Here is a 19,021-nt window from a genome sequence, read left to right as displayed (position 1 = left end):
TACCAATAACCTTTATTGCCCCGTTCAAACACAATGTTTGAACGGGGTACAGCCTTATGGGAAAACCGGTTTTAATGGACTTTTTCGCCGAGTGGTGCGGTCCGTGCCACCAGCAGACACCGATCATCGACGAGCTCAAAGCAAAGATGGGCGACCGGGTCGAGATCCTGAAGATCGACGTCGGCGTTGATTCGGAACAGACGCGGAAGTATGCTGCCAAGTACGACATCCAGTTCGTACCGACGCTTATCATCGAGAAGGACGGGCAACTCGTCCGGAAGCTGGTGGGCGTCCAGGACCTCGGCACGCTCGAAGGCATCTTAACACCACTGGTGGAGCAGTGAAGATCGGGATTGTCGGGGGAACCGGCGATATCGGGGAAGGCATGGCGCTCCGACTCTCGCCGAAGTACGACGTGATCGTGGGGTCGCGTGATGAGATAAAGGCGGTTGCGACCTGCGATATCTGCCGGGAGACCCTGCAGGTTCAGGGGATGGAATGCAGCCTTTCCGGCGTGACCAACCAGCGTGTGGTCGACGAGGCGGATGTCATCGTCCTCGCAATACCCTTCAAGCACGCGGCGCCCACCCTGAACACCCTGACCGGGTTCGAGGGGAAGATCGTCGTCAGTCCTATCAACCCGATCGAGCGCACGAACTACTTCTACTACGCCCCTCCGCCGGAGGGTTCGGCGGCGATGATGGTCAAGGGAATGCTTCCTGAAAGCGCGACCGTCTGCGCTGCGTTCAACAACATCGCCGCGAACAAATGGAAGGTGCTTGACGAGGAACTCGATTACTCGGTCGCCGTCTGCTGCGATGACGACGCTGCGAAGCAGCAGGTGATGGAGATCGTCAACAACGTCTCGAGCCTCCGTGCCTATGACGCGGGGCCGCTCGCGGCCGCATCCGTCGTCGAGAGCGTGACGCCTCTCCTCCTCAACATCGCCCGTTTTGGTAAGATGCGGGACGCCGGCGTGAAGTTTGTATAATCTTCTTTTTTTGGCCGGGAAGAGGGTTTATGGCTCGAGACCCGTGCCTGCCCCCAAAAGCCGAAGATCTTTGGTGCTCGTATTCATTCTATGAACATCCTCTTAGAACTCGGTAGTTCTGTTTACCACGTTCCCGGGCACGGCTTTCCATGGGACATCGTCACGCACTGCCCCCGCCCCTTGGGCGGGCCGAAGGCCGGGCGGGGTGGGGTTTTCCGACATCGCTACATTAGGTGGAGACAGGGGAGGGGAGACCCCTCCCCGCGAGCCGCCGCCCCCAATGGCGATAGTCGCTGGGAAGCCGTGCACGGGGTGTAGACTGGCGATCGGCCGAAGGTGCGCAGTCCCCACGGTCCAGTGGGCCGGGCTTGCCAGGATAATGCCCATCGGGCATTTGATATCTCTTGCCTCAAACCCGGCTCCCCTGCCCATACTACCAGCCCCCGCAACACACCCGCCCCTTCCTCACCGTGCCCCGAGCGGCATGCACATATCCCGTTGCACGCCAAACCATCTTGCAAGAAAACCGGGGTGCCAGAGATGCTCGATCAGGAGTTCGAACGGGTCGGAAGGAGGCTCTTTATGGAAGGGCTCGTCGGAGCGAATTTTGGGAATATGAGCGTTCGGGGCGAGGGCGGGTTCTCGATCACCAGGACCGGCGCGTATCTTGATTCGGGGGATGCGCCGGTCTTTGTGCCGGATGCGGGCGCCGCCCCGCGCGAGGCCTCGAGCGAGTACCGGGTCCACCGGGCGGTCTACCGGGCGACCCCGCACTCCGCCATCGTCCACGCCCACCCGGTTCACGCCGTCGCCGCCTCGCTCGATGCCGACCTCGTCCGGCCGGCCGACAGCGAGGGGGGGATGCTCTGCCCCGAGATCCCGGTTGTCACCGGGAGTCCCGGGACCGAGGAGATCGCAGAGAATGTCGCGGGGGCGCTCCGGGACGGCCATATCGTCATCGTCCGGGGGCACGGGACGTTTGCAGCCGGAAAAACGCTCGACGAGGCGTATATCTACACCTCGATCGCCGAGTACGCCTGCCGGATCCTCTTCTTATCGGGGAGGCTTTGAGTGGTTCTGTAGTTGCTCGATCTGGCGAGTCGTCTCGCGGTGGAACCCGAGCAGCATGTCGCTGATCACGCCGAACATGAAGATCTGAAAGCCCATCGTGATCAGAAGGACCGTGAGGATGGTGAGCGGGAGGTGCTCGATGTTTTTGAGCCACTCGAGAACGACATAGACGCCGATGACACCCCCGATGAGCGATATGAAGAGGCCAATGATCCCGAAGTAGAAGATCGGGTTGTTCATCTTCGCGAGCCGGTAGATCGTCGAGAAGATCCGCAGGCCGTCCTGGAACGGGTTCAGTTTTGTGACGGTGCCGGGCCTCGCCAGATACCGGACAGGGACGACCGTGACCCGCTGCCCGTTCCTCACAGACTCGACCGCCATCTCCGTCTCGATCTCAAACCCCGCCTCTTTGAGCGTCATCTGCCGGATCGACTGGATGGTAAAGGCGCGGTAGCCGGAGAGGATGTCGCTGAGGTCTTTCCCGTGCGCTATCCGAAACATCGTGTTGAGGAGCTGGTTGCCGAGGAGGTTTAACCGCGTGAACGCTCCAGCCTCGGGACTTGCGAGCCGGTCGCCAATGACGTGATCGAATCCACGGCCGAGGGGTTCGAGCATCTTCTCCGCATCGTCCGGCGAGTAGGTGCCGTCGCCGTCGAGCATGAGGACGTAGGGCGTATCGATGATATCCACGGCCTCGATGATGGCGTTGCCCTTTCCCTTCCCCGTCTGTGTCCGGACAACCGCTCCCGCGGCCCGTGCGATATCCGGTGTGTTATCGGTGCTGTTCCCGTCCATGACGAGGATACGGGAGAAACCGCGTTGTTTGAATCCCTCGACCAATTCGCCGATCGTCGGGGCCTCGTTTAACGTAGGGATGAAGATGCAGACCTCATCGTGCTCGACGCTCATTGATGTACTATATCCGATTGAGCAACATAAGGACTTCGCATGCACGTAGCCAAATCGGGGCTCCGGGCTCTCGGTGTCGCCGAGAGTTATGCAGGAAGGGAGCAGTCCACCCTTGCCGGCGTCGTCATGCGAAAGGACCTCCGGATCGATGGAGCGGCCTTCGCCCGGGTGACCGTCGGCGGATCGGATGCCACCGATGCGGTCGTCCGGCTCTTCACCCATCTCGCCCGCCGGGACATCAACCTCCTGATGATCGGCGGGAACGTCATCGCCTGGTACAACATCATCGATCCGGCGGCGGTGCATGCCGCGACCGGTCTTCCCGTCGTTGTCGTCACCTACGAGGAGTCGGAAGGGCTCGAAGAGGATATCCGGCGCCACTTCCCGGACGACGTTGAGAGGCTTGCGGCATACCGGAAGCTCGGCGACCGGCTTCCCGTCCGGCTCCGTTCGGGACATACACTCTTTCTGCGCTCATGCGGTATCTCTTCGGAGGACGCCGCAAGGCTCTGCAATGACTTCACGTATGATGGGAGGGTGCCCGAGCCCATCCGTGTGGCGCGGCTCATCGCCCGCGGCGTCGTCCGGTCGTCAGGATGAGTCGGGTTCGCCCCTGACGACCATGACCGTTGACGCCGCGTGGTCGACGACGTAGGAACTGGTGCTCCCGAGAAAGAAACGGCCGAGCCGGCCCTTGCCGTGCGACCCGACCACGATCAGGTCGGCGCCGAGTTCCCGTGCCAGCGCGGTGATCTCCGCTCCCGGGTGTCCCTGGCGTTTGTGGGCGGTGAGCGGGACACCGGCGGCGGCTCCCTTCTCTTCGGCGTCGGCAAGGATCTCGTCGGCCTCCCGGTCGAGCGCGTCGAAAAGCGCCTGCTGGGCGATAGTGGGGGGTTCGAGTTCGTTGAGGGTCAGCGAGGGATACGTGGCGATCTGGACGACGTGCACGGCATGCACGGGAACCCCCATGGCGCGGGCGACGGCAAGGGCCTCTTCGAGCGCCCGACAGCCGATCTCCGATCCGTCGACCGCCACGAGAATTGATCTGAACATACCAGTCTCTAGAAGTGTTCGGGTACAAAAACGTGTTCTCTGACGGGAGTCTCTCTCATGCCCTCACCGTATGCTGCGAGATCACCCTCTCGCTATCTTTATCCAGTATCTTCAGAGTGACCTCTGCGCCCGGGTAGAACGTCCCGTCGGTGAGATCCGCCGTCATCTCCTCGCCCGGGTTCCAGAAGCGGTCGCGGCACCCCTCGCCGCCGAGGGTCTTCACCCCGTAGTGGTGCGACGGGATGAGGAGATGGCCATTTAAGGTCTGGATGATGCAGGACTTGTAGCCGTTCACGTAGATGACCGCCTTCAGGTGATCGTTCTCGAATGTCGTGCTGCTGTTGTTCTTGAGGGTGATCCTGCTCGCATACGTCATCGCCCCGGCGCCTGCGTTGACGTGGGAGATCTCGGTGATGATGATCGCCGGCTCCGGTTCGACCCAGGAGCCGGTGGGGAGCATCGAGAGCAGCATCAGCAGAACAATTACGGCGAGGATGACGGTGATTGCGACCATCAGGAATACGCCATGCGTATCCGAAAGAGCGGTCTCGCCCCTGACCGTCCGTCTCACCATGGTTACCGGTTGGCCGGAAGGATGCCCCCCCCTCCGTGCCGCACCGGACGATCGGGTTTTAGCCACCGTAGTCTATCCCGTACGACTGCGCCAGGTTCCGATAGCGCCCGTAGTTGTATGAGTCCAGTTTTGGGCCCATGTCGCGTATCTTGTTCCACTCGACGGCATCGGCATGCTCGCGCCAGATGCCCTCAAAGGAGTCTCCTTCCGCTATGACGAAGACCTTCGGGTTCGACGTCATCTTTATTCCGTCATCCCCGTACTCCTCTCCGCTGTCGGTCGGAATGGACGGCACCGTGGTCTCGATGAACGCGTACCCGGTGTCCCGGTAGCAGTACCGGTCGGGAGCCTTGATGCCCACGGCCATGTGGGTCTCCTTCTCGAAGAGGAAGACCGCGGTGCCGTATCCCAGTTCACGGAAGAGATAGGCGAGCAGGAGCGACTTCTCGTCGCAGTCTCCGTCCTGGTGGTAGAGGACGTGGTAGGGATATTTGGCCGCTGTATTGAACGAGTAATCCTTGTAAGGGATGGTCTGGACCAGGCTGATCGCGGCGCGCACCTGGTTGTCGGGCTCAGGTTCGGCAGCGCGGATGTTCGCGGCCAGTTGCTGTAAGTAGCGGTCCTGGATGCTCTCATCGGTGAACTGGAGCCAGTAGTCACGATCGTCACGGTGCGCGGCTGGATACTTCGTGGAGAGATAGTCGTTGACGCCACGATAGGCATCAAACCGGATTGAACCTGGTTTGCCGCGGAGAACATACGGATAATTGATGGTCTTTGGCCCTTTCTCCAGGGTCTCTTTGGAGATCTCAGGTGAGTTGAGGCCTGACGCTTCAAGTGTCCCGGTGACCGCGGTTCCTACCGACGAGGCGATCTGCCCGCCCCAGATGGCGGCTATGCCGATGACGACAAGAACGACGATCACGGTCTTGATAGGAAATTTGCGTGGACGGTATGGGTCGCCGGTCATACGATGATAGATCCGTTACCTGAGGGATAAACATTTTCAAAATTATTCGACGCCGTGGGGTGGGGTCGAGGGATAACGAACGGTGAAATTGGCAGTAAGAGATTTTGGCCATGCGAGGGGAAGAACGCAGAACCCCGTGAGAGGACCGGATCTCGAAGAGAGTGACCCTGGTTGTCTCCTCCAGACCGATTGGTGCCGCTACGGGCTGCCTGTAGCCTCGTGGGGTGGGCACCGGGAGGGCAAACTTTCTTCCTCTCTGCACCCAGGGATGATCATGGCCGAAGCAGAACGAAGACAACTACCCGGATACGTGCGCCTCTCCCGGAGCGGCGAGTTGGAGGAGCGGGCACGGCGAGCGCACGAGGTGCTCCGCGACTGCGTCGTCTGCCCCCAGGAGTGCCGCGTGAACCGTATCGAGGACGAGGAAGGGTTCTGCCGGACCGGCCTGCTGCCCCGGGTGTCCAGTTACAGCCCGCATTTTGGCGAAGAGGCCCCGCTCGTCGGAAAGAACGGTTCGGGAACGGTCTTCTTTGCGGGCTGCAACATGCGGTGTATCTTCTGCCAGAACTACGAGATCAGCCAGTGCGCGGCCGGTTACGCGGTCTCGTGCGAAGACCTTGCCGGGGTCATGCTCCGCCTGCAGGAACGCGGGTGCCACAACATCAACTTCGTCTCCCCCTCGCACGTCGTCCCCCAGATCCTCCGCGCGGTGGCCATCGCCGTTCCCCGGGGCCTCAACGTCCCGCTGGTCTACAACAGCGGCGGCTACGACTCCGTGGAGACCCTGCGTCTCCTCGACGGCGTCATCGACATCTACATGCCGGACGCGAAGTACGGGCGGGATGACGTGGCGCTGGAACTCTCCCACGCCCCCGGCTACACCGGCCGCATGCAGGCCGCACTACAGGAGATGCACCGGCAGGTCGGCGACCTCGAGATCAGGGACGGCATCGCGGTGCGGGGCATGATCATCAGGCACCTGGTGCTCCCCGGGAACCTTGCAAACAGCGAGGTGGTGATGAAGTTCATCGCAGAGGAGATATCGCGCGACTCCTACGTGAACGTCATGGCCCAGTACCACCCGGCCTGGAAGGCGTCCGAAGGAGGGAGAAACCCGGTTCTTGCGGCACTGCAACGTCCGGTAACGGCGCGGGAGTACCGTTACGCCGTCCGTTGCGCAAAGGAGAACGGCCTTCGGCGGGGCTTCCCATGAGAGGCGAAGGGAAGATGCCGCCGAAAGGTTATCCACTCAAAGAGAGAGTTGTCTCTGGAGTGCAGGTGAGAAGAGAGGCGGGGCTCCGGTACGCCGTGATGAGCGATGTAGGGAAGCGCAAGCAGAATGAGGATGCGTATTTTGCCGGCCGGATGAGCGGGCATCACCTCTTCGCCGTCGCGGATGGTCTCGGGGGGCATGCCTCCGGAGAGGTTGCGAGCAGGATGGCGGTCGAGATCCTCGCCGAGACTGCAGGGAGAGACCTTCCCGGGAACGACCCTGGCGAGATGCTCATACGCGCGTTCGAGCAGATCAACGCAGTTATTTTTGAGTACAATAAAGATAACGCCCTGAACGCAGGAACAACGCTCTCGGCGGCAGTCGTCGACGAGTCGGGCAGGTGCTGGGTCGGCACGGTGGGCGACAGCAGGACGTACATCTTCACGCCGACCTCCTCCTGGCATACGCGCGACCAGACCTATGTCCAGGGCCTGGTCGAATCGGGAGTCATCTCCCCGGCAGAGGCGATGCTCCACCCGCGAAAGAACGTCCTGACCCAGGCGCTCGGCCTCTCGGCCCGGGTGCAGGTCGACCTCGATATCGTGGAACTCGCCGGTGGGGTTCTCCTGCTCAGTTCGGACGGGCTGCACGACCACGTCCCGGAGAGCGTCATCAGGGGGATCGTGCTCGATCGCGACCCTGATGCTGCATGCCGGAGATTGATCGATTCCGCCAGGGACGCGGCAAGCACCGATAATGCCACGGTGATCGTCGCCAGAGCATGACGGCGTGCAGAGGACGATGGGCCCGGGTTTGAGCAGCCAATCGGGTGCGGCAGCTCGCGAAAAACGGTAAAAAAAGATGCCTTACTCCTGATACTCTTCAAGAGCAAGCTGGTACATCCAGTCGAGGAGGAGCGCGCACTCTTCCGGGGTGCACTCCTGATCGCAGCCGATGCAGGGGAGAACCTCTCCTCCCGCAAGGATGACGCAGGGGTCGATCGCGCGCTTCTTCGCGCGCAGCAGGTAAGTCTTGATGCCGTCGCTGCGAAACTCGATGCGCTCGATCAGCCCGGCATCAAGCAGCCTCTTCACGATCCTCGAGCACTTCCTGCTGTCGATATCAAGAAGTTTCCAGAGCTCGCTCTGGAGGACTCCCTGACGATGGGACTGGATTACCTTGAGTGCTTCTTCCTCCTGGTCGGACATGGCTATCAGAGCAGGGGTGCAATGGTCAGGATATTATTGCCGCGGATGACGACGGTCCCGAGGGCGCGGCCCCGCTGTTCTCCGGTATACTCCGTGGTCTCGTCCATATGCAGGTTCAGGTGTTCATCCACTGCAACGAGCCGTCCCTGGAGTTTCCTGCCGTCGTCCTTGATCTCGACGGTGATTTTAGAGTCTACGAGCGAAAAAACCTTCTTAACAGGGAGTACGATACCGTTAACCATCTGTTCTTATATGGTTATGTTCATGCATTAAGGTTTTCGTTGACCGACCACCGACGGCCGTTTGACTCCGGGGAAGCCTGTCGGGTGCGGGGGGGTATGTCACGAAGGCGGAAGCGTTACGGGAGCCGATAAAACAGCGTCGGAAAAAAAGGTTACTCGGGGATGTCTTCCCAGCGGTCTTTGAACTGCTTCTCGACGCCGGGGAGGGTGGTGTACTCCATCTCCTCAAGCGAGAGGCGGTGCGGTTCAAACGGCCCGTGGGCCCTGAGCACGTCGGTGAGCTCGCAGCACCGGTCGCGGACGCGGTCGAACGCCGGGTCGTCGAACATATCCGCGGGCCCGATCAACTTCCCGTTGCAGATCTGGAACCCGAGGCAGATGACTCGCGGCGGTCCGTCAAACGCGGTGCAGTTTGCATCGCAGACGCCCACCGGCATGAACGGCCCGTGGTGCGAGCCGCGCATCCAGCCGGCCACGAGGATCGGTGTCCTGAAGGGGTCGATGACCTCACCGACCGAGGGGAACCCGCTCTGTGCCCTGATGACCATGACCGGGTCGTCCTTCCCGACATAGCGGCCGGCCATCAGGTTCAGGCGCTGGGTGCTGGTGGATGCAGCAATTTCGCCGTTCCTCTTCCAGACATACTTGATCACGTAGCGGCTCGGCGCTCCGATGTAAGCGAGAAGGCTGTACGACTCTTCGGGTGTGTTGAAGAGGATCTTGCGCTTCTCGATGACGTCATGGACCTCGAAGGTGAACCCGTCATGCATCGAGGGGTCGATGACGAGGCCGGACGTGCTGAAGGGATCGGCAAAGATCCGGTAGAGGAAGTAGTTCCACGCTCCAGGTTCGGTCTTGTCGGCCATGAAGACAAGAACCGGGTCTGAGCCGCGCTCTTCAAACTCCATCTCGGCAACCCCGGGCCCCATGCCCTTGACGTTGCCGCTGAACGCATCTGCGAGCAGGTCCTGACCGGCGCCGTAGAGTTTCATCTCCTTGGCGATCCGGGCACATTCCGTGAAGACGTTCCACGCAAGTTTGTGGATCTCTTCGTTATCCTCGCCCCTGGTGTGCGTCATGATCAACTCGAGGTCGTCGCCGCAATGGGTGACGTGTGAGTCGATGATGATGCTGCCTTCTGCCTCCTTGAGCATCCGGGCGGCTGTTTCAAGGAGCTTCGGGTGGGTACGGGAGTGCCCCGGAAGACTGCCTACATCTGCTTTGATCACGGACACGGTGGTTTTGACCATTTAATCACCACTACCTGGCGGGCAAATGCCCCTACGACTAGTAGATAGGTATTACTGTATATGTAGGTGTTGATGCCTTGAAAAAGGGTTGGCTGCGGCAGTCCGTCTGCAGGTTCATCCTTCCCGGCAACCCTCCACGATGGATGCACCCAATGGGGGCAGCAACGCTCCTATGCTGCCGTTTACGTGTCGTGCAGATTTTGATGAAAGGTTCCGGTATAGAAGCCCTGTCTGGAGCGGCATTTCAGGGAACCGCCCTCGGCGGCCCTGGTGATGCTCGCGCGTCCTCCCGGGGAGGTATTTCTGAGATGACGCTCTGAGGTGGGCCACGCATGATAATGGCGGTTCCAACACGTGTGAATGCCGCTCCCGGCGAAAATATTGCGGTGCTGCCGGGATGCCGGACCGGCAGGCACCCCGGTGCCTCAGTCGATCCTGATCGACTTGCCCCGGGAGAATTTGACTTCCAGGACGCCGTGCTTGTAACTCGACTGCATTGAGTCGGCATCTACGGCCGGCATCTCCACCGAAGTCAGCTGGTTGCCGCCTGCAATGATCGTCAGCGTCCCGTTGTTGAGTGACAGGTGAATGTTCTCCTTCTCGGCGCCCGGGAGATCGATCGCCACCATCACGTCTTCATCGGTCGTGTACATCTCTGCAATCGGCTCGATGGCCCCCTCGGACGAGGGTTCTTCCTGCTCTGCCACGGGGGTTGCTTCCGTTGCCGGGATCTCAGGCTTTCCGGCCTCGTGTAGGACGATCTTGAATCCGTAGGCAAACGGTCTGTTCTGTTCTCCCTGCTCTTTGAGCCCCTGCTCCATGAGACGTTTCATCAGTTCATTGAGTTGCTCGAAGATGTCTGCTGGACTGTCACTCATGTGCATCACATTCCATTCCAGTTGGTGGGGGTCGGATCCCCCGGAGGGAGCGCCTCACGGGCAGGGGGCGCTCCCGTCAGAACGCCGTAGCCGCCTGCGGCAACGGGCGTTCCAGTTTGGTCTTCAGCTCCTTGGTAAGGCGCTTGATCTCGCCGAAGTCCTTCTTTCTCTGGTAGACCGCGTCTTTGAGGGTCTGCGTGAGATCCTTGGCTTCCTGCTCGATCTTCCCGGTCTCCCGCATCCTGGCACGGTTGATCGTCGAGATGGCGTCTTCGAGTGCCGACCGCTGCTCCTGGTTGTAGAGGATCTGCCAGGAGTGGCGTTCGTTCTCCTCCATCCGGTCGAGATCCAGCGTGCCTCTCACGCGGGTGAGGGCGTCCTCGAAGTGCTTCTTCGTGACCCTCACGTTGCCGATCGCCTGACGCCGTTCCTCCTCGCTCTTCCCTCCCATTGCGGCGATGAACTCGCGCATGGCGGAAGTCTTTGCCTCGCGGACCAGCGCCTCGATGTCGGCACCGACGTAGCCCTCGGTCCTGTTGACCAGGTCCTCGATATCCACGTCGTTTGCAAGGATCTCCTGGTTCTTGAGATACACCTCGAAGATCTTCTTCCTGCCTTCCCGGTCGGGCGGCGGAACGTAGATGATCCGGTCGAACCTGCCGGGGCGAAGCAGCGCATCGTCCAACATGTCCGGGCGGTTGGTAGCGCCGAGAACCACGACATTGTTGAGTTCTTCGAGGCCGTCGAGCTCTGTCAGGATCTGGCTAACCACACTTTCAGTTACGTGCGATGATCCTATATATGATCCACGTTTGGGCATAAGTGCATCAATCTCGTCGAAAAAGATAATCGACGGTGCTGCTTGCCTCGCTTTCCTGAATACCTGTCGAACGCCGCGTTCCGATTCTCCAACCCACTTTGAGAGGAGTTCGGGGCCTTTTACGGAGATGAAATTGCTTTCACTCTCGTTTGCGACCGCCTTTGCAAGGAGCGTCTTACCTGTTCCCGGGGGGCCGAAGAGCAAGATGCCGCGGGGGGGTTCGGTGTCGAGCGACTCGAATATCTCCGGATATTTGAGCGGCCACTCAACGGCCTCCGCAAGTTCTCCCTTTACGTCTTCGAGACCGCCGACGTCCTCCCATTTGACATCCGGGATCTCTACGAGCACCTCTCGCATCGCGCTCGGCTCAACGTGCTTATGCGCTTCGATGAAGTCTTCGTTCGTGACGCGGAGCTGATCGATGATCTCGGCGGGGATCTCCTCTTCGATATTGATCTGCGGGATGATCCGGCGGATTGCGTGCATCGCCGCCTCTTTTGCGAGCAGCGCGATATCGGCGCCGACGAAGCCGTGGGTGGAGCGGGCATACTCGTCGAGTCTCACGTCCTCGGCAAGCGGCATGCCGCGCGTGTGGATCTGGAAGACCTGCTGCCTTCCCTTGGTGTCGGGGATGCCGATCTCGATCTCACGGTCAAACCGGCCGCCGCGCCGGAGGGCGGGGTCGATCATGTCCGGAAGGTTCGTCGCGGCGATCACCACGACCTGGCCCCGGGTCTTCAACCCGTCCATCAGGGCGAGCAACTGGGCGACGATCCGGCGCTCGACCTCACCCTTCACCTCTTCGCGCTTGGGCGCGATCGAGTCGATCTCGTCGATGAAGATGATCGAGGGCGCGTTTTCCTGCGCCTCCTCAAAGACCTCCCGCAGGCGCTCCTCGGACTCGCCGTAGTACTTGCTCATGATCTCGGGGCCCGAGAGCGTGATGAAGTGGGCGTCCACCTCGTTTGCAACCGCTTTTGCGATCAGCGTCTTCCCCGTTCCGGGCGGGCCGTAGAGCAGGACGCCCTTCGGGGGCTCGACACCGAGGCGCTCGAAGAGTTCGGGGTGCCGGAGCGGGAGTTCGATCATCTCCCGGACGAGCTGCAGCTCGCGGTCGAGGCCGCCGATATCCTCGTAGTGGACATCGCCTGCCGTCTCGCGCTTCCCTTCTTTGGGCTCGTAAGGAGTCTCCTTCAGCTCGATCTCGGTGCTGTCGGTGACGATGGCGATGCCCTTCGGTGCCACTTTCGCGATCGCGAACGTGAGCGGGTTGCCGAGGATGTTGACCCGGATGAACTGCCCCTCGGTGACGGGCCTGCCACGGAGGATCCTCCCCAGGTACTGCTCGCCGCCTACCAGGCGGATGGGCTGGGTCGGCTGGATGGTCACCTTCTTCGCGTAGCCCGCCTCGGTCTTTCTGATCCGGACTTTGTCGTCGATACCGGACCCGACGTTGCTCCGGGTATTGCCGTCGATGCGCAGGATCGCCCTGCCGGTGTCCTGAGGAAATCCCGGCCATATGAGTGTCGCCGCCTTGTGGCGCCCCTCGACCTCGATGACGTCGCCGCTGACGAGACCGAGCGCCTTCATGGTGTCGATGCTCAGCCTGGCAATTCCCCGGCCGGCGTCTTCGTGCGCCGCCTCTTTGATGATCACCTCAATGGATTCGGTATTAGCCATGTGAACAATCTCCTCCCGTTTGGGTTTACCATAAGTAAGTGTGATTTAATATATATAATTTTCCCTAGGGCCCACTTCCGTTGTGGCGGTTGATCCCTTTTTCCGTAACGATGCAATCCATCTTCACATCGTTTTCCTCGGCGGGAATGCACTCTGCCTGCTGGCAAGAGTATGCGATGCCGATCTTCTTCGGGTGGGGATACCGGCAGAGGAAGCGGTCGTAGTATCCCGCACCGTAGCCGAGCCGGTTCCCTTCGGCGTCGAAGGCGAGCATCGGCAGGACGACGACTTCCACATCCTCCGGCCGGGCCGGAAGTTCGCGGCCGATCGGCTCAGGAACGCCAAACGTGCTCGGGACGAGGACTCCGGGGTCGGGGAGGTAGGAGAGGCGAAGGCCGCAGGTCTCCCGCTCGATGATGGGAACGACGACCCGCACGCCCCGGCGGTTCAGGGCCGCGATAAGGTTGGAGGTCTCGACCTCCGGGGCTTTTGCGGCATAGACCATGACGGTCTCAAAGCCGTCGAGGAGATCGAGGAGCCGCTCAGTTATGCTGCTGCTGTATTCGGCGAGCTGTGAGGGCGAGAGGAGGAAACGGGCCTCTTTTGCCCGCAGGCGGAGGGCTGCCTTTGTCTGGCTCATTACAGGGAGTTTTTGGTGAATCACACCATAAAGCATGCGCGTCCGACATGAGGGCGGGCCGCTTACCTCCCGGTCCCCTGCTCCTTGCCGCAGACCTCCCGGAACTGGCGGAGAGAGGATGCAAGGACGCGGGTCTTTCCAATCATCGCGGCGATGAGGAGGACGTCGAGGACCTCGTCGCGGGATGCGCCCTCTTTCAGCGCGGCCCCGATATGCACCTTCAGGCAACTGTCCGCCCCGGCACTTGCAGCGGCTGCAACGGCGATGAGTTCCGCGGTCTTTGCATCAAGCGAGGCGGGCCGGGAGAACCGGTAGTCGGCGAGAGTGGAGAGCGCGAAGGATTCGGGCCGGTCGCGGAGGATAGAGAAGATGAACGGCACGACGCCGAGCATCTCTTCTACGTCGTCCGTGATATCATCGCTGAGGTCGTCGGCGTGGGCGAGAAAACTTTTGACTATCTGTTCGTTTTCAGGCTTCATGGGCTGTCCTTGTATGGGGATGTGGGTGAGGGAGGCGATAATGGTGCGGTTTTTGGTTCGGGCGGCGTCGGTGGGGGCAAAAAAACCCACGATCCTCGTAATCTCCCTCCTGGCTCGTCGCACAGCCCCATCCGCGGTTTTCGTGGGGATATCGCCACGCACTGCCCCCGCCCCCCAGAGGCGGGGGAGGAGGCCGGAGGCCGGGTGGGGTGGGGGTTACAAGGCAAATCTGTAGAGTGGAGACAGGGGAGGGGGGCTGCACCCCCCTCCCCGTCAGCCCCTCCCCCAGTGGCGATATCCCCACGGTCCACTGTACTGGGACTTGCCCATGGTGGCCGTTCAGATATGTGCAAAGAGCAAGGAAGCACGATAAGACTGGCTCTGCAGCTCATGCAGTCTACCACCCGGAAGAACGAACACCCTCCGCTACCCGAAAAAACCTAAAAACGAGATCCCGGAGGGAGCCCCCTCCCCATCCCACTCAGAAATTAAAATGCCGGCCGACGATCTTCAACGCGCAGTAGTCCCCGCACATCGTGCAGCCGTCGGTATCGGCCGGCATCCGCTCGGCCCGGATCGCCCGGGCGCGCTCGGGGTTCATCGCGACCGCAAACTGCCGCTCCCAGTCGAGGTCGCGGCGGGCGTGGCCCATCTCGAGGTCGGCGTCGCGCTTCTTGAGCTTGATCATATCCCCGACGTGGGCGGCGATCCTCGAGCTCATGACGCCCTCGTAGACCTCCTCGGGGGTGGGGAGTGCCAGGTGCTCCGCCGGCGTCACGTAGCAGATGAAGTCGGCGCCGTAAGAGGAGGAGAGCGCGGCGCCGATAGCGGCAACCCGGTCGTCGTAGCCGGGCGCGATGTCGGTGACCAGGGGCCCGAGCATGTAGAACGGCTTCCGGTTCGTGACGCGCTTCTGCAGGACGACGTTGGTCTGGATCTCGTCGATCGGGATATGCCCCGGCCCCTCGATGATCGCCTGCACGCCCTGCTCGTGTGCCTTGTCGGCGAGCTCCGCGTTGATGAGCAGTTCCTGGATCTGGGCACGGTCGGTCGCGTCGTGGACGGCGCCCGCCCGCATACCGTTGCCGAAGGAGAGGGTGACCTCGTGCTCCTTCAAGATCTCGACGAGGTAGTCGAACTCAGAATACAGCGGATTCTCCTTCTCGTTGTGGAGCATCCACGCGGTCATGAACGCCCCGCCCCGGGAGACGAGCCCGCCGTGCCGCCCCTGGTTCTGCAGGCGCTTCATCGTCTCGTAGTTGATCCCGGTATGGATCGCCATGAAGTTGGTTCCGGCCTTTGCCTGCTCCGCCGTGATGCGGAAGAGGTCGTCCTCTTCCATGTGGACGACTGCCCCGTGCTTCCGGGCGGCCTCGATGAATGCCTGGTAGAGCGGGACCGACCCGACCGAGAGGGTGGTCGCCTCGACGACCCGGCGCCGGATCTCCATGAAATCGCCGCCGGTAGAGAGTTCCATCAGCGTATCGGCACCGGCACGCTCTGCCTGCCGCACCTTCTCGATCTCCATATCGACGTCGACCATATCTGTCGACGTCCCGATGCTCGCGTTGACCTTCGTGCGGAGCCCTTCGCCGATACCGCAGATCTTCACCTTCCGGTAAGGGGAGACCGGGATGACGATATGGCCGTCGGCCACGCCGCGCCGGACGAAATCTTCGGTAACCCCTTCCGCTGCTGCGACGATCCGCATCTCTTCGGTGACGACGCCGCGCCGGGCGTCTTCTATGAGACCCATGGCCCTATATTTGCAGAAAAGAGTTGATAAAGGCTCGTTTTTGAGATTTGGGCTAAATTCTGCTTGTTATCTCAACAAGTAAACTTGACTTTACCTTATTCAGATCTTGTTTCATAGCCGGAAAGCCAAGGCTTACAAGAAATAACGGAGCATCTCTTTATCGCCTGGTGATCATTTGTACGTCAATTTCGGAGGTTTTGTCCCGATCAGCACCGTCGACTGGCGAGGGCGGGCGGCCTGCACCGTCTTTCTCCGGGGGTGCCCCGCGCGCTGCTTCTACTGCCACAACGTCGCCATCCAGGGTGGCGAGGATCTCCGCGACGCCGATGATATCCTCGCGATGATCCGGGAGTCCCGCACGGTTGCGGGCGCCGTGGTCTTCTCCGGGGGGGAGCCGACCCTGCAGGGGGCGGCACTCGTCCACCTCGCCGCCGCCGCCCGCAGGATGGGGTTCTCTGTCGGGCTGCACACAAACGGCATATTTCCCCGGGTGATCGAGGACCTCCTCGACGGGGGCCTTGTGGAGATGATCTCGCTCGATATCAAGACAACGTGGGAGCGTTACGACGACCTTCTGGGACTCACCGCCGCCGATGCTGTGAAGCAGTCGCTCGCCGCCTGCAGACGCGCGAAGGCCGACGGCCGCCTTGAGACCTGCCTGGCCGTGGTCACCCTCTTTCGGGGCCGCGAAGAAGACCTCCCGGCCATCGCAGAGGATACCCGCGGACTCGACCTCGTGCTCCAGCAGGGGGTGGCCCCGGGCTTCGTGCCCCTGACCCGGCAGGAACTCAAGGCGGCAGCGGCACCGCTCGGCCGCAGGGTCTATATCCGGACCCGGGAAGACGGTGAGGTCGCCTACGGTCCGGAGCCCTGACCCGTTCTGGTGACGTTAAGCATAATATCGACGGGAACGCACGTCTATGAAGACATTTGTGGCGGCCGCTGCACCCTGCACCGCCGGGATCCTGCAGCCGGTCTCTCGCCGGCACGGCTCGCTGTTCTGGAATATAGGAGAAACCTGATGAAGGTCATTGGAATTGTTGGTATGCCGGCAAGCGGGAAGGGAGAGGCATCGAGGATCGCCCGGGACCTCGGGATACCGGTCGTGGTCATGGGCGATGCGATACGGGAACGGGTGAAGGAAGCCGGGCTTCCCCTGACCGATGCGAACTGCGGCACAATCGCCGGGAAATTGCGCGCAGACCTCGGCATGGATGCCATCGCCCGGATCACCATCCCGAGGATCGAGGCGACGGGCGCCCTGGTGGTGCTCGTGGACGGCATCCGGGGAGATTATGAGGTGACGGCGTTCAAGGGGCACTTCCCGGACTTCACGCTCATCGGGATCGATTCGTCGTTTGAGACGCGTTACCGGCGGCTCGCGAACCGCGGCCGGTCAGACGACTCCCTCACCCCCGACGAACTCCGGGCCCGCGATGAGCGGGAACTCGGGTGGGGGCTCGGGCGTGCCCTTGAGGGGGCGGACTGCCGGGTCACGAACGAAGGATCGCTCGAAGAGTTCGCCGCAGAGGTTCGCGCCCTCCTCTGCCGCCTCGGGGGTGGAGAAGAATGAGTCTTGTCCCGTATTTTTCAGCCTCATCGAAGATCTGGGCATCGCGCGAGTGGGTCTACGGGCTTGAAGAGATCGGGTATGCCGGATGGGAGATCGTCGCCGACGGGAAGTATCGCCTGGACAACCCGGAGAACTCTGCCGCTGTCCGGGAGATCCTCGATACCACCGGCCTTCTCGCGACCGTGCACGCGCCCTACAGCGACTTAAACCTCGCGTCCTTGAACTACCCGATCTGGCGCGAATCGATCCGCCAGACCTGCTGCTGCATCCAGCACGCGGCCGAACTGACCGACCGGGTGACCATTCACCCGGGTTTCGTCTCCCCGGTAGGCAAGCTCGTCCCTGAGAAGGTCTGGGAGATGCAGAAGACCGCGCTCGTTGAGATCGGGGGGTACGCAGAGGAGCATGGCGTCCTTGCGTGCGTCGAGAACATGATCAGCATCAAAGACTTCCTCTGCCGCTACCCCGAGGAGGTTCTCGGACTCACCGAAGGGATCGCGGGGATCGGGGTCACGCTCGATCTCGGGCACGCAAACACCAACGGACTCGTGGACGCATTCCTCGGGCACGTCCGGGAGGTCGATCACCTGCACATCCACGATAACCACGGGCGCTCGGACGAGCACCTTGCGCTCGGCGAGGGAACCATCCCCTGGGAGAAGGCCGGAAGGGTCATTGCCCGGGACTACTCCGGCCCGGTCGTTATCGAGGGGAGATCGCTTGAGGAGGCAAAGCGGAGCCTCGCAGCATTCAGGGAGTGGTTCGTATAGCCGGCGAGACCCTCCACGTTCACTTCCTCGGGACGGCAGGGGCGCTCCCCTCGCCGCAGAGGAATCCCTCCTCAGTCCTGATCCGGCGGGGTTCCGACACCCTGCTCTTCGACTGCGGAGAGGGCACCCAGCAGCAGATGATGCGCGCCCGGACCGGGTTTACGGTGAACGCCGTCTTCATCACCCACTGGCACGCCGACCACTTCCTCGGCGTCTTCGGGCTCGTCGAGACGCTTGCGTTCATGGGGCGGACCGAGTCACTCCCGATCTATGGCCCTCCCTGGGTCGGCGAGTTCGTCGATCTCGTGCAGAGGATCAGCCGCCACACCCGGGGTTTCTCCGTCACCGCCCACCCCCTCGAGCACGGTTCCGTCGTGCCCTTCAACGGCTACACCGTCCGGGCGTTCGCGGTGTCCCACGGCATCCCCGGGCTCGGCTACGTGCTGGAGGAGGACGAGCGACCAGGGCGGTTCGACCGTGAACGGGCGATCGAGCTCGGCGTCCCGCCGGGCCCGCTCTTCGGGCGGCTGCAGCGCGGGGAAGAGGTCCGTATCGTCCGCGACGGCGTCGAGACCCTGGTCAGGCCCGCCGACGTGATGGGAGAGTCGCGCCCGGGCAGGAAGATCGCCTATACCGGCGACACCCGCCCGCTCCAGGACCAGCCCGGGACCGCAGCGATGATCCGGGGCGCCGATCTCCTGATCCACGACGCCACCTTCGACGACCAGGAGAGCGATCGCGCCCGCGAAGTTCTGCACTCGACCGCCGGGGAGGCAGGAGAAGCCGCGACGGCGCTGGGCGCCCGTATGCTCGCCCTGATGCACATAAGCTCCCGTTATACAAGCACAGCAAATCATATACAGGATGCAAAGCGATATTATGAGGGAGACGTGATTCTACCGGCCGATCTGACCGTGCTGGAGATCCCGTACAGGAGTTGATCG

Annotated in this window: 22 protein-coding genes; 10 read left to right on the top strand and 12 right to left on the bottom strand. The window is 61.8% G+C overall.

Annotation, left to right across the window (positions count from 1 at the left end; all coding sequences use genetic code 11):
* The first annotated feature begins 56 nt into the window (after nucleotides 1-56).
* The 3 genes from FKB36_RS07160 (at nucleotide 57) to FKB36_RS07150 (ending at nucleotide 2,062) form a co-directional block, all read left to right on the top strand.
* On the top strand, nucleotides 57-344 hold the full coding sequence (locus tag FKB36_RS07160; protein ID WP_261597376.1) for a thioredoxin family protein: 288 nt from the start codon (nucleotides 57-59) through the stop codon (nucleotides 342-344).
* On the top strand, nucleotides 341-991 hold the full coding sequence (gene npdG, locus FKB36_RS07155) for an NADPH-dependent F420 reductase (RefSeq protein ID WP_261597375.1): 651 nt from the start codon (nucleotides 341-343) through the stop codon (nucleotides 989-991). Before FKB36_RS07160 ends, npdG begins: the two co-directional genes overlap by 4 nt.
* Nucleotides 992-1,531: 540 nt before the next feature.
* Nucleotides 1,532-2,062, top strand: a complete 531-nt coding sequence (locus FKB36_RS07150; RefSeq protein ID WP_261597374.1) for an aldolase — start codon at nucleotides 1,532-1,534, stop codon at nucleotides 2,060-2,062.
* Here FKB36_RS07150 and aglJ read toward each other — a convergent pair.
* Nucleotides 2,045-2,971: an S-layer glycoprotein N-glycosyltransferase AglJ gene (gene aglJ, locus FKB36_RS07145; RefSeq protein ID WP_261597372.1), complete on the bottom strand. Its 927-nt coding sequence runs from the start codon at nucleotides 2,969-2,971 to the stop codon at nucleotides 2,045-2,047. The two genes, FKB36_RS07150 and aglJ, sit on opposite strands and share 18 nt — an antisense overlap.
* 39 nt (nucleotides 2,972-3,010) lie before the next feature.
* Between aglJ and FKB36_RS07140 the strand changes: the two genes are divergently transcribed.
* The gene (locus FKB36_RS07140) at nucleotides 3,011-3,571 is read left to right on the top strand and encodes an endonuclease dU (RefSeq protein WP_261597371.1); all 561 of its coding nucleotides are present in this window, start codon (nucleotides 3,011-3,013) and stop codon (nucleotides 3,569-3,571) included.
* Here FKB36_RS07140 and FKB36_RS07135 read toward each other — a convergent pair.
* The 3 genes from FKB36_RS07135 to FKB36_RS07125 are packed head-to-tail and all read right to left on the bottom strand — an operon-like array spanning nucleotide 3,563 to nucleotide 5,568.
* The gene (locus FKB36_RS07135) at nucleotides 3,563-4,024 is read right to left on the bottom strand and encodes a universal stress protein (protein WP_261597370.1); all 462 of its coding nucleotides are present in this window, start codon (nucleotides 4,022-4,024) and stop codon (nucleotides 3,563-3,565) included. The two genes, FKB36_RS07140 and FKB36_RS07135, sit on opposite strands and share 9 nt — an antisense overlap.
* 55 nt (nucleotides 4,025-4,079) lie before the next feature.
* On the bottom strand, nucleotides 4,080-4,598 hold the full coding sequence (locus FKB36_RS07130) for a type IV pilin N-terminal domain-containing protein (protein WP_261597369.1): 519 nt from the start codon (nucleotides 4,596-4,598) through the stop codon (nucleotides 4,080-4,082).
* 58 nt (nucleotides 4,599-4,656) lie between these two features.
* Entirely contained in the window at nucleotides 4,657-5,568 is a 912-nt protein-coding gene (locus FKB36_RS07125; protein WP_261597367.1) for a hypothetical protein, read from the bottom strand.
* A gap of 274 nt (nucleotides 5,569-5,842) precedes the next feature.
* On the opposite strand from FKB36_RS07125, the gene FKB36_RS07120 reads away from it, so the two are divergent.
* A complete protein-coding gene (locus FKB36_RS07120; RefSeq protein WP_261597366.1) occupies nucleotides 5,843-6,781 on the top strand; it encodes a radical SAM protein in 939 nt (312 codons plus the stop codon).
* A 59-nt stretch (nucleotides 6,782-6,840) separates the two neighbouring features.
* Nucleotides 6,841-7,566 (top strand): PP2C family protein-serine/threonine phosphatase, encoded by a 726-nt coding sequence (locus FKB36_RS07115; RefSeq protein WP_261597365.1) that lies wholly within the window; start codon nucleotides 6,841-6,843, stop codon nucleotides 7,564-7,566.
* Between the two features lie 81 nt (nucleotides 7,567-7,647).
* On the opposite strand, the gene FKB36_RS07110 is transcribed toward FKB36_RS07115, so the two are convergent.
* The 8 genes from FKB36_RS07110 to thiC form a co-directional block, all read right to left on the bottom strand.
* Nucleotides 7,648-7,989 carry a helix-turn-helix transcriptional regulator gene (locus FKB36_RS07110; RefSeq protein ID WP_261597364.1) on the bottom strand — a complete coding sequence of 114 codons (342 nt, stop codon included), beginning with the start codon at nucleotides 7,987-7,989 and terminating at the stop codon, nucleotides 7,648-7,650.
* Between the two features lie 5 nt (nucleotides 7,990-7,994).
* The gene (locus FKB36_RS07105; protein ID WP_221056637.1) at nucleotides 7,995-8,231 is read right to left on the bottom strand and encodes an LSM domain-containing protein; all 237 of its coding nucleotides are present in this window, start codon (nucleotides 8,229-8,231) and stop codon (nucleotides 7,995-7,997) included.
* Nucleotides 8,232-8,383: 152 nt separating this feature from the next.
* Complete coding sequence (gene fbp / locus FKB36_RS07100) at nucleotides 8,384-9,481, bottom strand: fructose-1,6-bisphosphate aldolase/phosphatase (protein WP_261597363.1); 1,098 nt, start codon at nucleotides 9,479-9,481, stop codon at nucleotides 8,384-8,386.
* 425 nt (nucleotides 9,482-9,906) lie between these two features.
* Nucleotides 9,907-10,359: an Hsp20/alpha crystallin family protein gene (locus FKB36_RS07095; protein ID WP_261597362.1), complete on the bottom strand. Its 453-nt coding sequence runs from the start codon at nucleotides 10,357-10,359 to the stop codon at nucleotides 9,907-9,909.
* A 76-nt stretch (nucleotides 10,360-10,435) separates the two neighbouring features.
* Entirely contained in the window at nucleotides 10,436-12,859 is a 2,424-nt protein-coding gene (locus tag FKB36_RS07090) for a CDC48 family AAA ATPase (protein ID WP_261597360.1), read from the bottom strand.
* 64 nt (nucleotides 12,860-12,923) lie between these two features.
* Entirely contained in the window at nucleotides 12,924-13,499 is a 576-nt protein-coding gene (locus FKB36_RS07085; protein WP_261597359.1) for a 5-formyltetrahydrofolate cyclo-ligase, read from the bottom strand.
* 62 nt (nucleotides 13,500-13,561) lie between these two features.
* Nucleotides 13,562-13,978: a carboxymuconolactone decarboxylase family protein gene (locus FKB36_RS07080; RefSeq protein ID WP_261597358.1), complete on the bottom strand. Its 417-nt coding sequence runs from the start codon at nucleotides 13,976-13,978 to the stop codon at nucleotides 13,562-13,564.
* 481 nt (nucleotides 13,979-14,459) lie between these two features.
* Nucleotides 14,460-15,734: a phosphomethylpyrimidine synthase ThiC gene (gene thiC, locus FKB36_RS07075; protein ID WP_261597357.1), complete on the bottom strand. Its 1,275-nt coding sequence runs from the start codon at nucleotides 15,732-15,734 to the stop codon at nucleotides 14,460-14,462.
* Nucleotides 15,735-15,909: 175 nt separating this feature from the next.
* On the opposite strand from thiC, the gene FKB36_RS07070 reads away from it, so the two are divergent.
* The 4 genes from FKB36_RS07070 (at nucleotide 15,910) to rnz (ending at nucleotide 19,018) form a co-directional block, all read left to right on the top strand.
* Nucleotides 15,910-16,608: an anaerobic ribonucleoside-triphosphate reductase activating protein gene (locus FKB36_RS07070; RefSeq protein WP_261597356.1), complete on the top strand. Its 699-nt coding sequence runs from the start codon at nucleotides 15,910-15,912 to the stop codon at nucleotides 16,606-16,608.
* Nucleotides 16,609-16,755: 147 nt separating this feature from the next.
* The gene (locus FKB36_RS07065) at nucleotides 16,756-17,307 is read left to right on the top strand and encodes a dephospho-CoA kinase (RefSeq protein WP_261597355.1); all 552 of its coding nucleotides are present in this window, start codon (nucleotides 16,756-16,758) and stop codon (nucleotides 17,305-17,307) included.
* Nucleotides 17,304-18,077, top strand: a complete 774-nt coding sequence (locus FKB36_RS07060) for a sugar phosphate isomerase/epimerase family protein (protein ID WP_261597354.1) — start codon at nucleotides 17,304-17,306, stop codon at nucleotides 18,075-18,077. Before FKB36_RS07065 ends, FKB36_RS07060 begins: the two co-directional genes overlap by 4 nt.
* Nucleotides 18,065-19,018 carry a ribonuclease Z gene (gene rnz, locus FKB36_RS07055; protein WP_261597353.1) on the top strand — a complete coding sequence of 318 codons (954 nt, stop codon included), beginning with the start codon at nucleotides 18,065-18,067 and terminating at the stop codon, nucleotides 19,016-19,018. The genes FKB36_RS07060 and rnz overlap by 13 nt, the downstream gene beginning before the upstream one ends.
* Nucleotides 19,019-19,021 lie beyond the last annotated feature (3 nt).

The organism is Methanoculleus formosensis (genome assembly GCF_025384765.1).
Classification (GTDB): domain Archaea; phylum Halobacteriota; class Methanomicrobia; order Methanomicrobiales; family Methanoculleaceae; genus Methanoculleus; species Methanoculleus formosensis.
This window is presented reverse-complemented; position numbering and strand designations above follow the sequence as displayed.

Excerpts from the sequence above, each read along its gene's own strand:
- FKB36_RS07095 (WP_261597362.1), bottom strand. The coding sequence starts at position 10,359 with ATGAGTGACAGTCCAGCAGACATCTTCGAGCAACTCAATGAACTGATG.
- FKB36_RS07135 (WP_261597370.1), bottom strand. The coding sequence starts at position 4,024 with ATGTTCAGATCAATTCTCGTGGCGGTCGACGGATCGGAGATCGGCTGT.
- aglJ (WP_261597372.1), bottom strand. The coding sequence starts at position 2,971 with ATGAGCGTCGAGCACGATGAGGTCTGCATCTTCATCCCTACGTTAAAC.
- FKB36_RS07110 (WP_261597364.1), bottom strand. The coding sequence starts at position 7,989 with ATGTCCGACCAGGAGGAAGAAGCACTCAAGGTAATCCAGTCCCATCGT.
- FKB36_RS07090 (WP_261597360.1), bottom strand. The coding sequence starts at position 12,859 with ATGGCTAATACCGAATCCATTGAGGTGATCATCAAAGAGGCGGCGCAC.
- FKB36_RS07140 (WP_261597371.1), top strand. The coding sequence starts at position 3,011 with ATGCACGTAGCCAAATCGGGGCTCCGGGCTCTCGGTGTCGCCGAGAGT.
- FKB36_RS07120 (WP_261597366.1), top strand. The coding sequence starts at position 5,843 with ATGGCCGAAGCAGAACGAAGACAACTACCCGGATACGTGCGCCTCTCC.
- FKB36_RS07105 (WP_221056637.1), bottom strand. The coding sequence starts at position 8,231 with ATGGTTAACGGTATCGTACTCCCTGTTAAGAAGGTTTTTTCGCTCGTA.
- FKB36_RS07160 (WP_261597376.1), top strand. The coding sequence starts at position 57 with ATGGGAAAACCGGTTTTAATGGACTTTTTCGCCGAGTGGTGCGGTCCG.
- FKB36_RS07130 (WP_261597369.1), bottom strand. The coding sequence starts at position 4,598 with ATGGTGAGACGGACGGTCAGGGGCGAGACCGCTCTTTCGGATACGCAT.
- FKB36_RS07125 (WP_261597367.1), bottom strand. The coding sequence starts at position 5,568 with ATGACCGGCGACCCATACCGTCCACGCAAATTTCCTATCAAGACCGTG.
- FKB36_RS07060 (WP_261597354.1), top strand. The coding sequence starts at position 17,304 with ATGAGTCTTGTCCCGTATTTTTCAGCCTCATCGAAGATCTGGGCATCG.
- FKB36_RS07065 (WP_261597355.1), top strand. The coding sequence starts at position 16,756 with ATGAAGGTCATTGGAATTGTTGGTATGCCGGCAAGCGGGAAGGGAGAG.
- thiC (WP_261597357.1), bottom strand. The coding sequence starts at position 15,734 with ATGGGTCTCATAGAAGACGCCCGGCGCGGCGTCGTCACCGAAGAGATG.
- FKB36_RS07080 (WP_261597358.1), bottom strand. The coding sequence starts at position 13,978 with ATGAAGCCTGAAAACGAACAGATAGTCAAAAGTTTTCTCGCCCACGCC.
- fbp (WP_261597363.1), bottom strand. The coding sequence starts at position 9,481 with ATGGTCAAAACCACCGTGTCCGTGATCAAAGCAGATGTAGGCAGTCTT.
- FKB36_RS07150 (WP_261597374.1), top strand. The coding sequence starts at position 1,532 with ATGCTCGATCAGGAGTTCGAACGGGTCGGAAGGAGGCTCTTTATGGAA.
- FKB36_RS07085 (WP_261597359.1), bottom strand. The coding sequence starts at position 13,499 with ATGAGCCAGACAAAGGCAGCCCTCCGCCTGCGGGCAAAAGAGGCCCGT.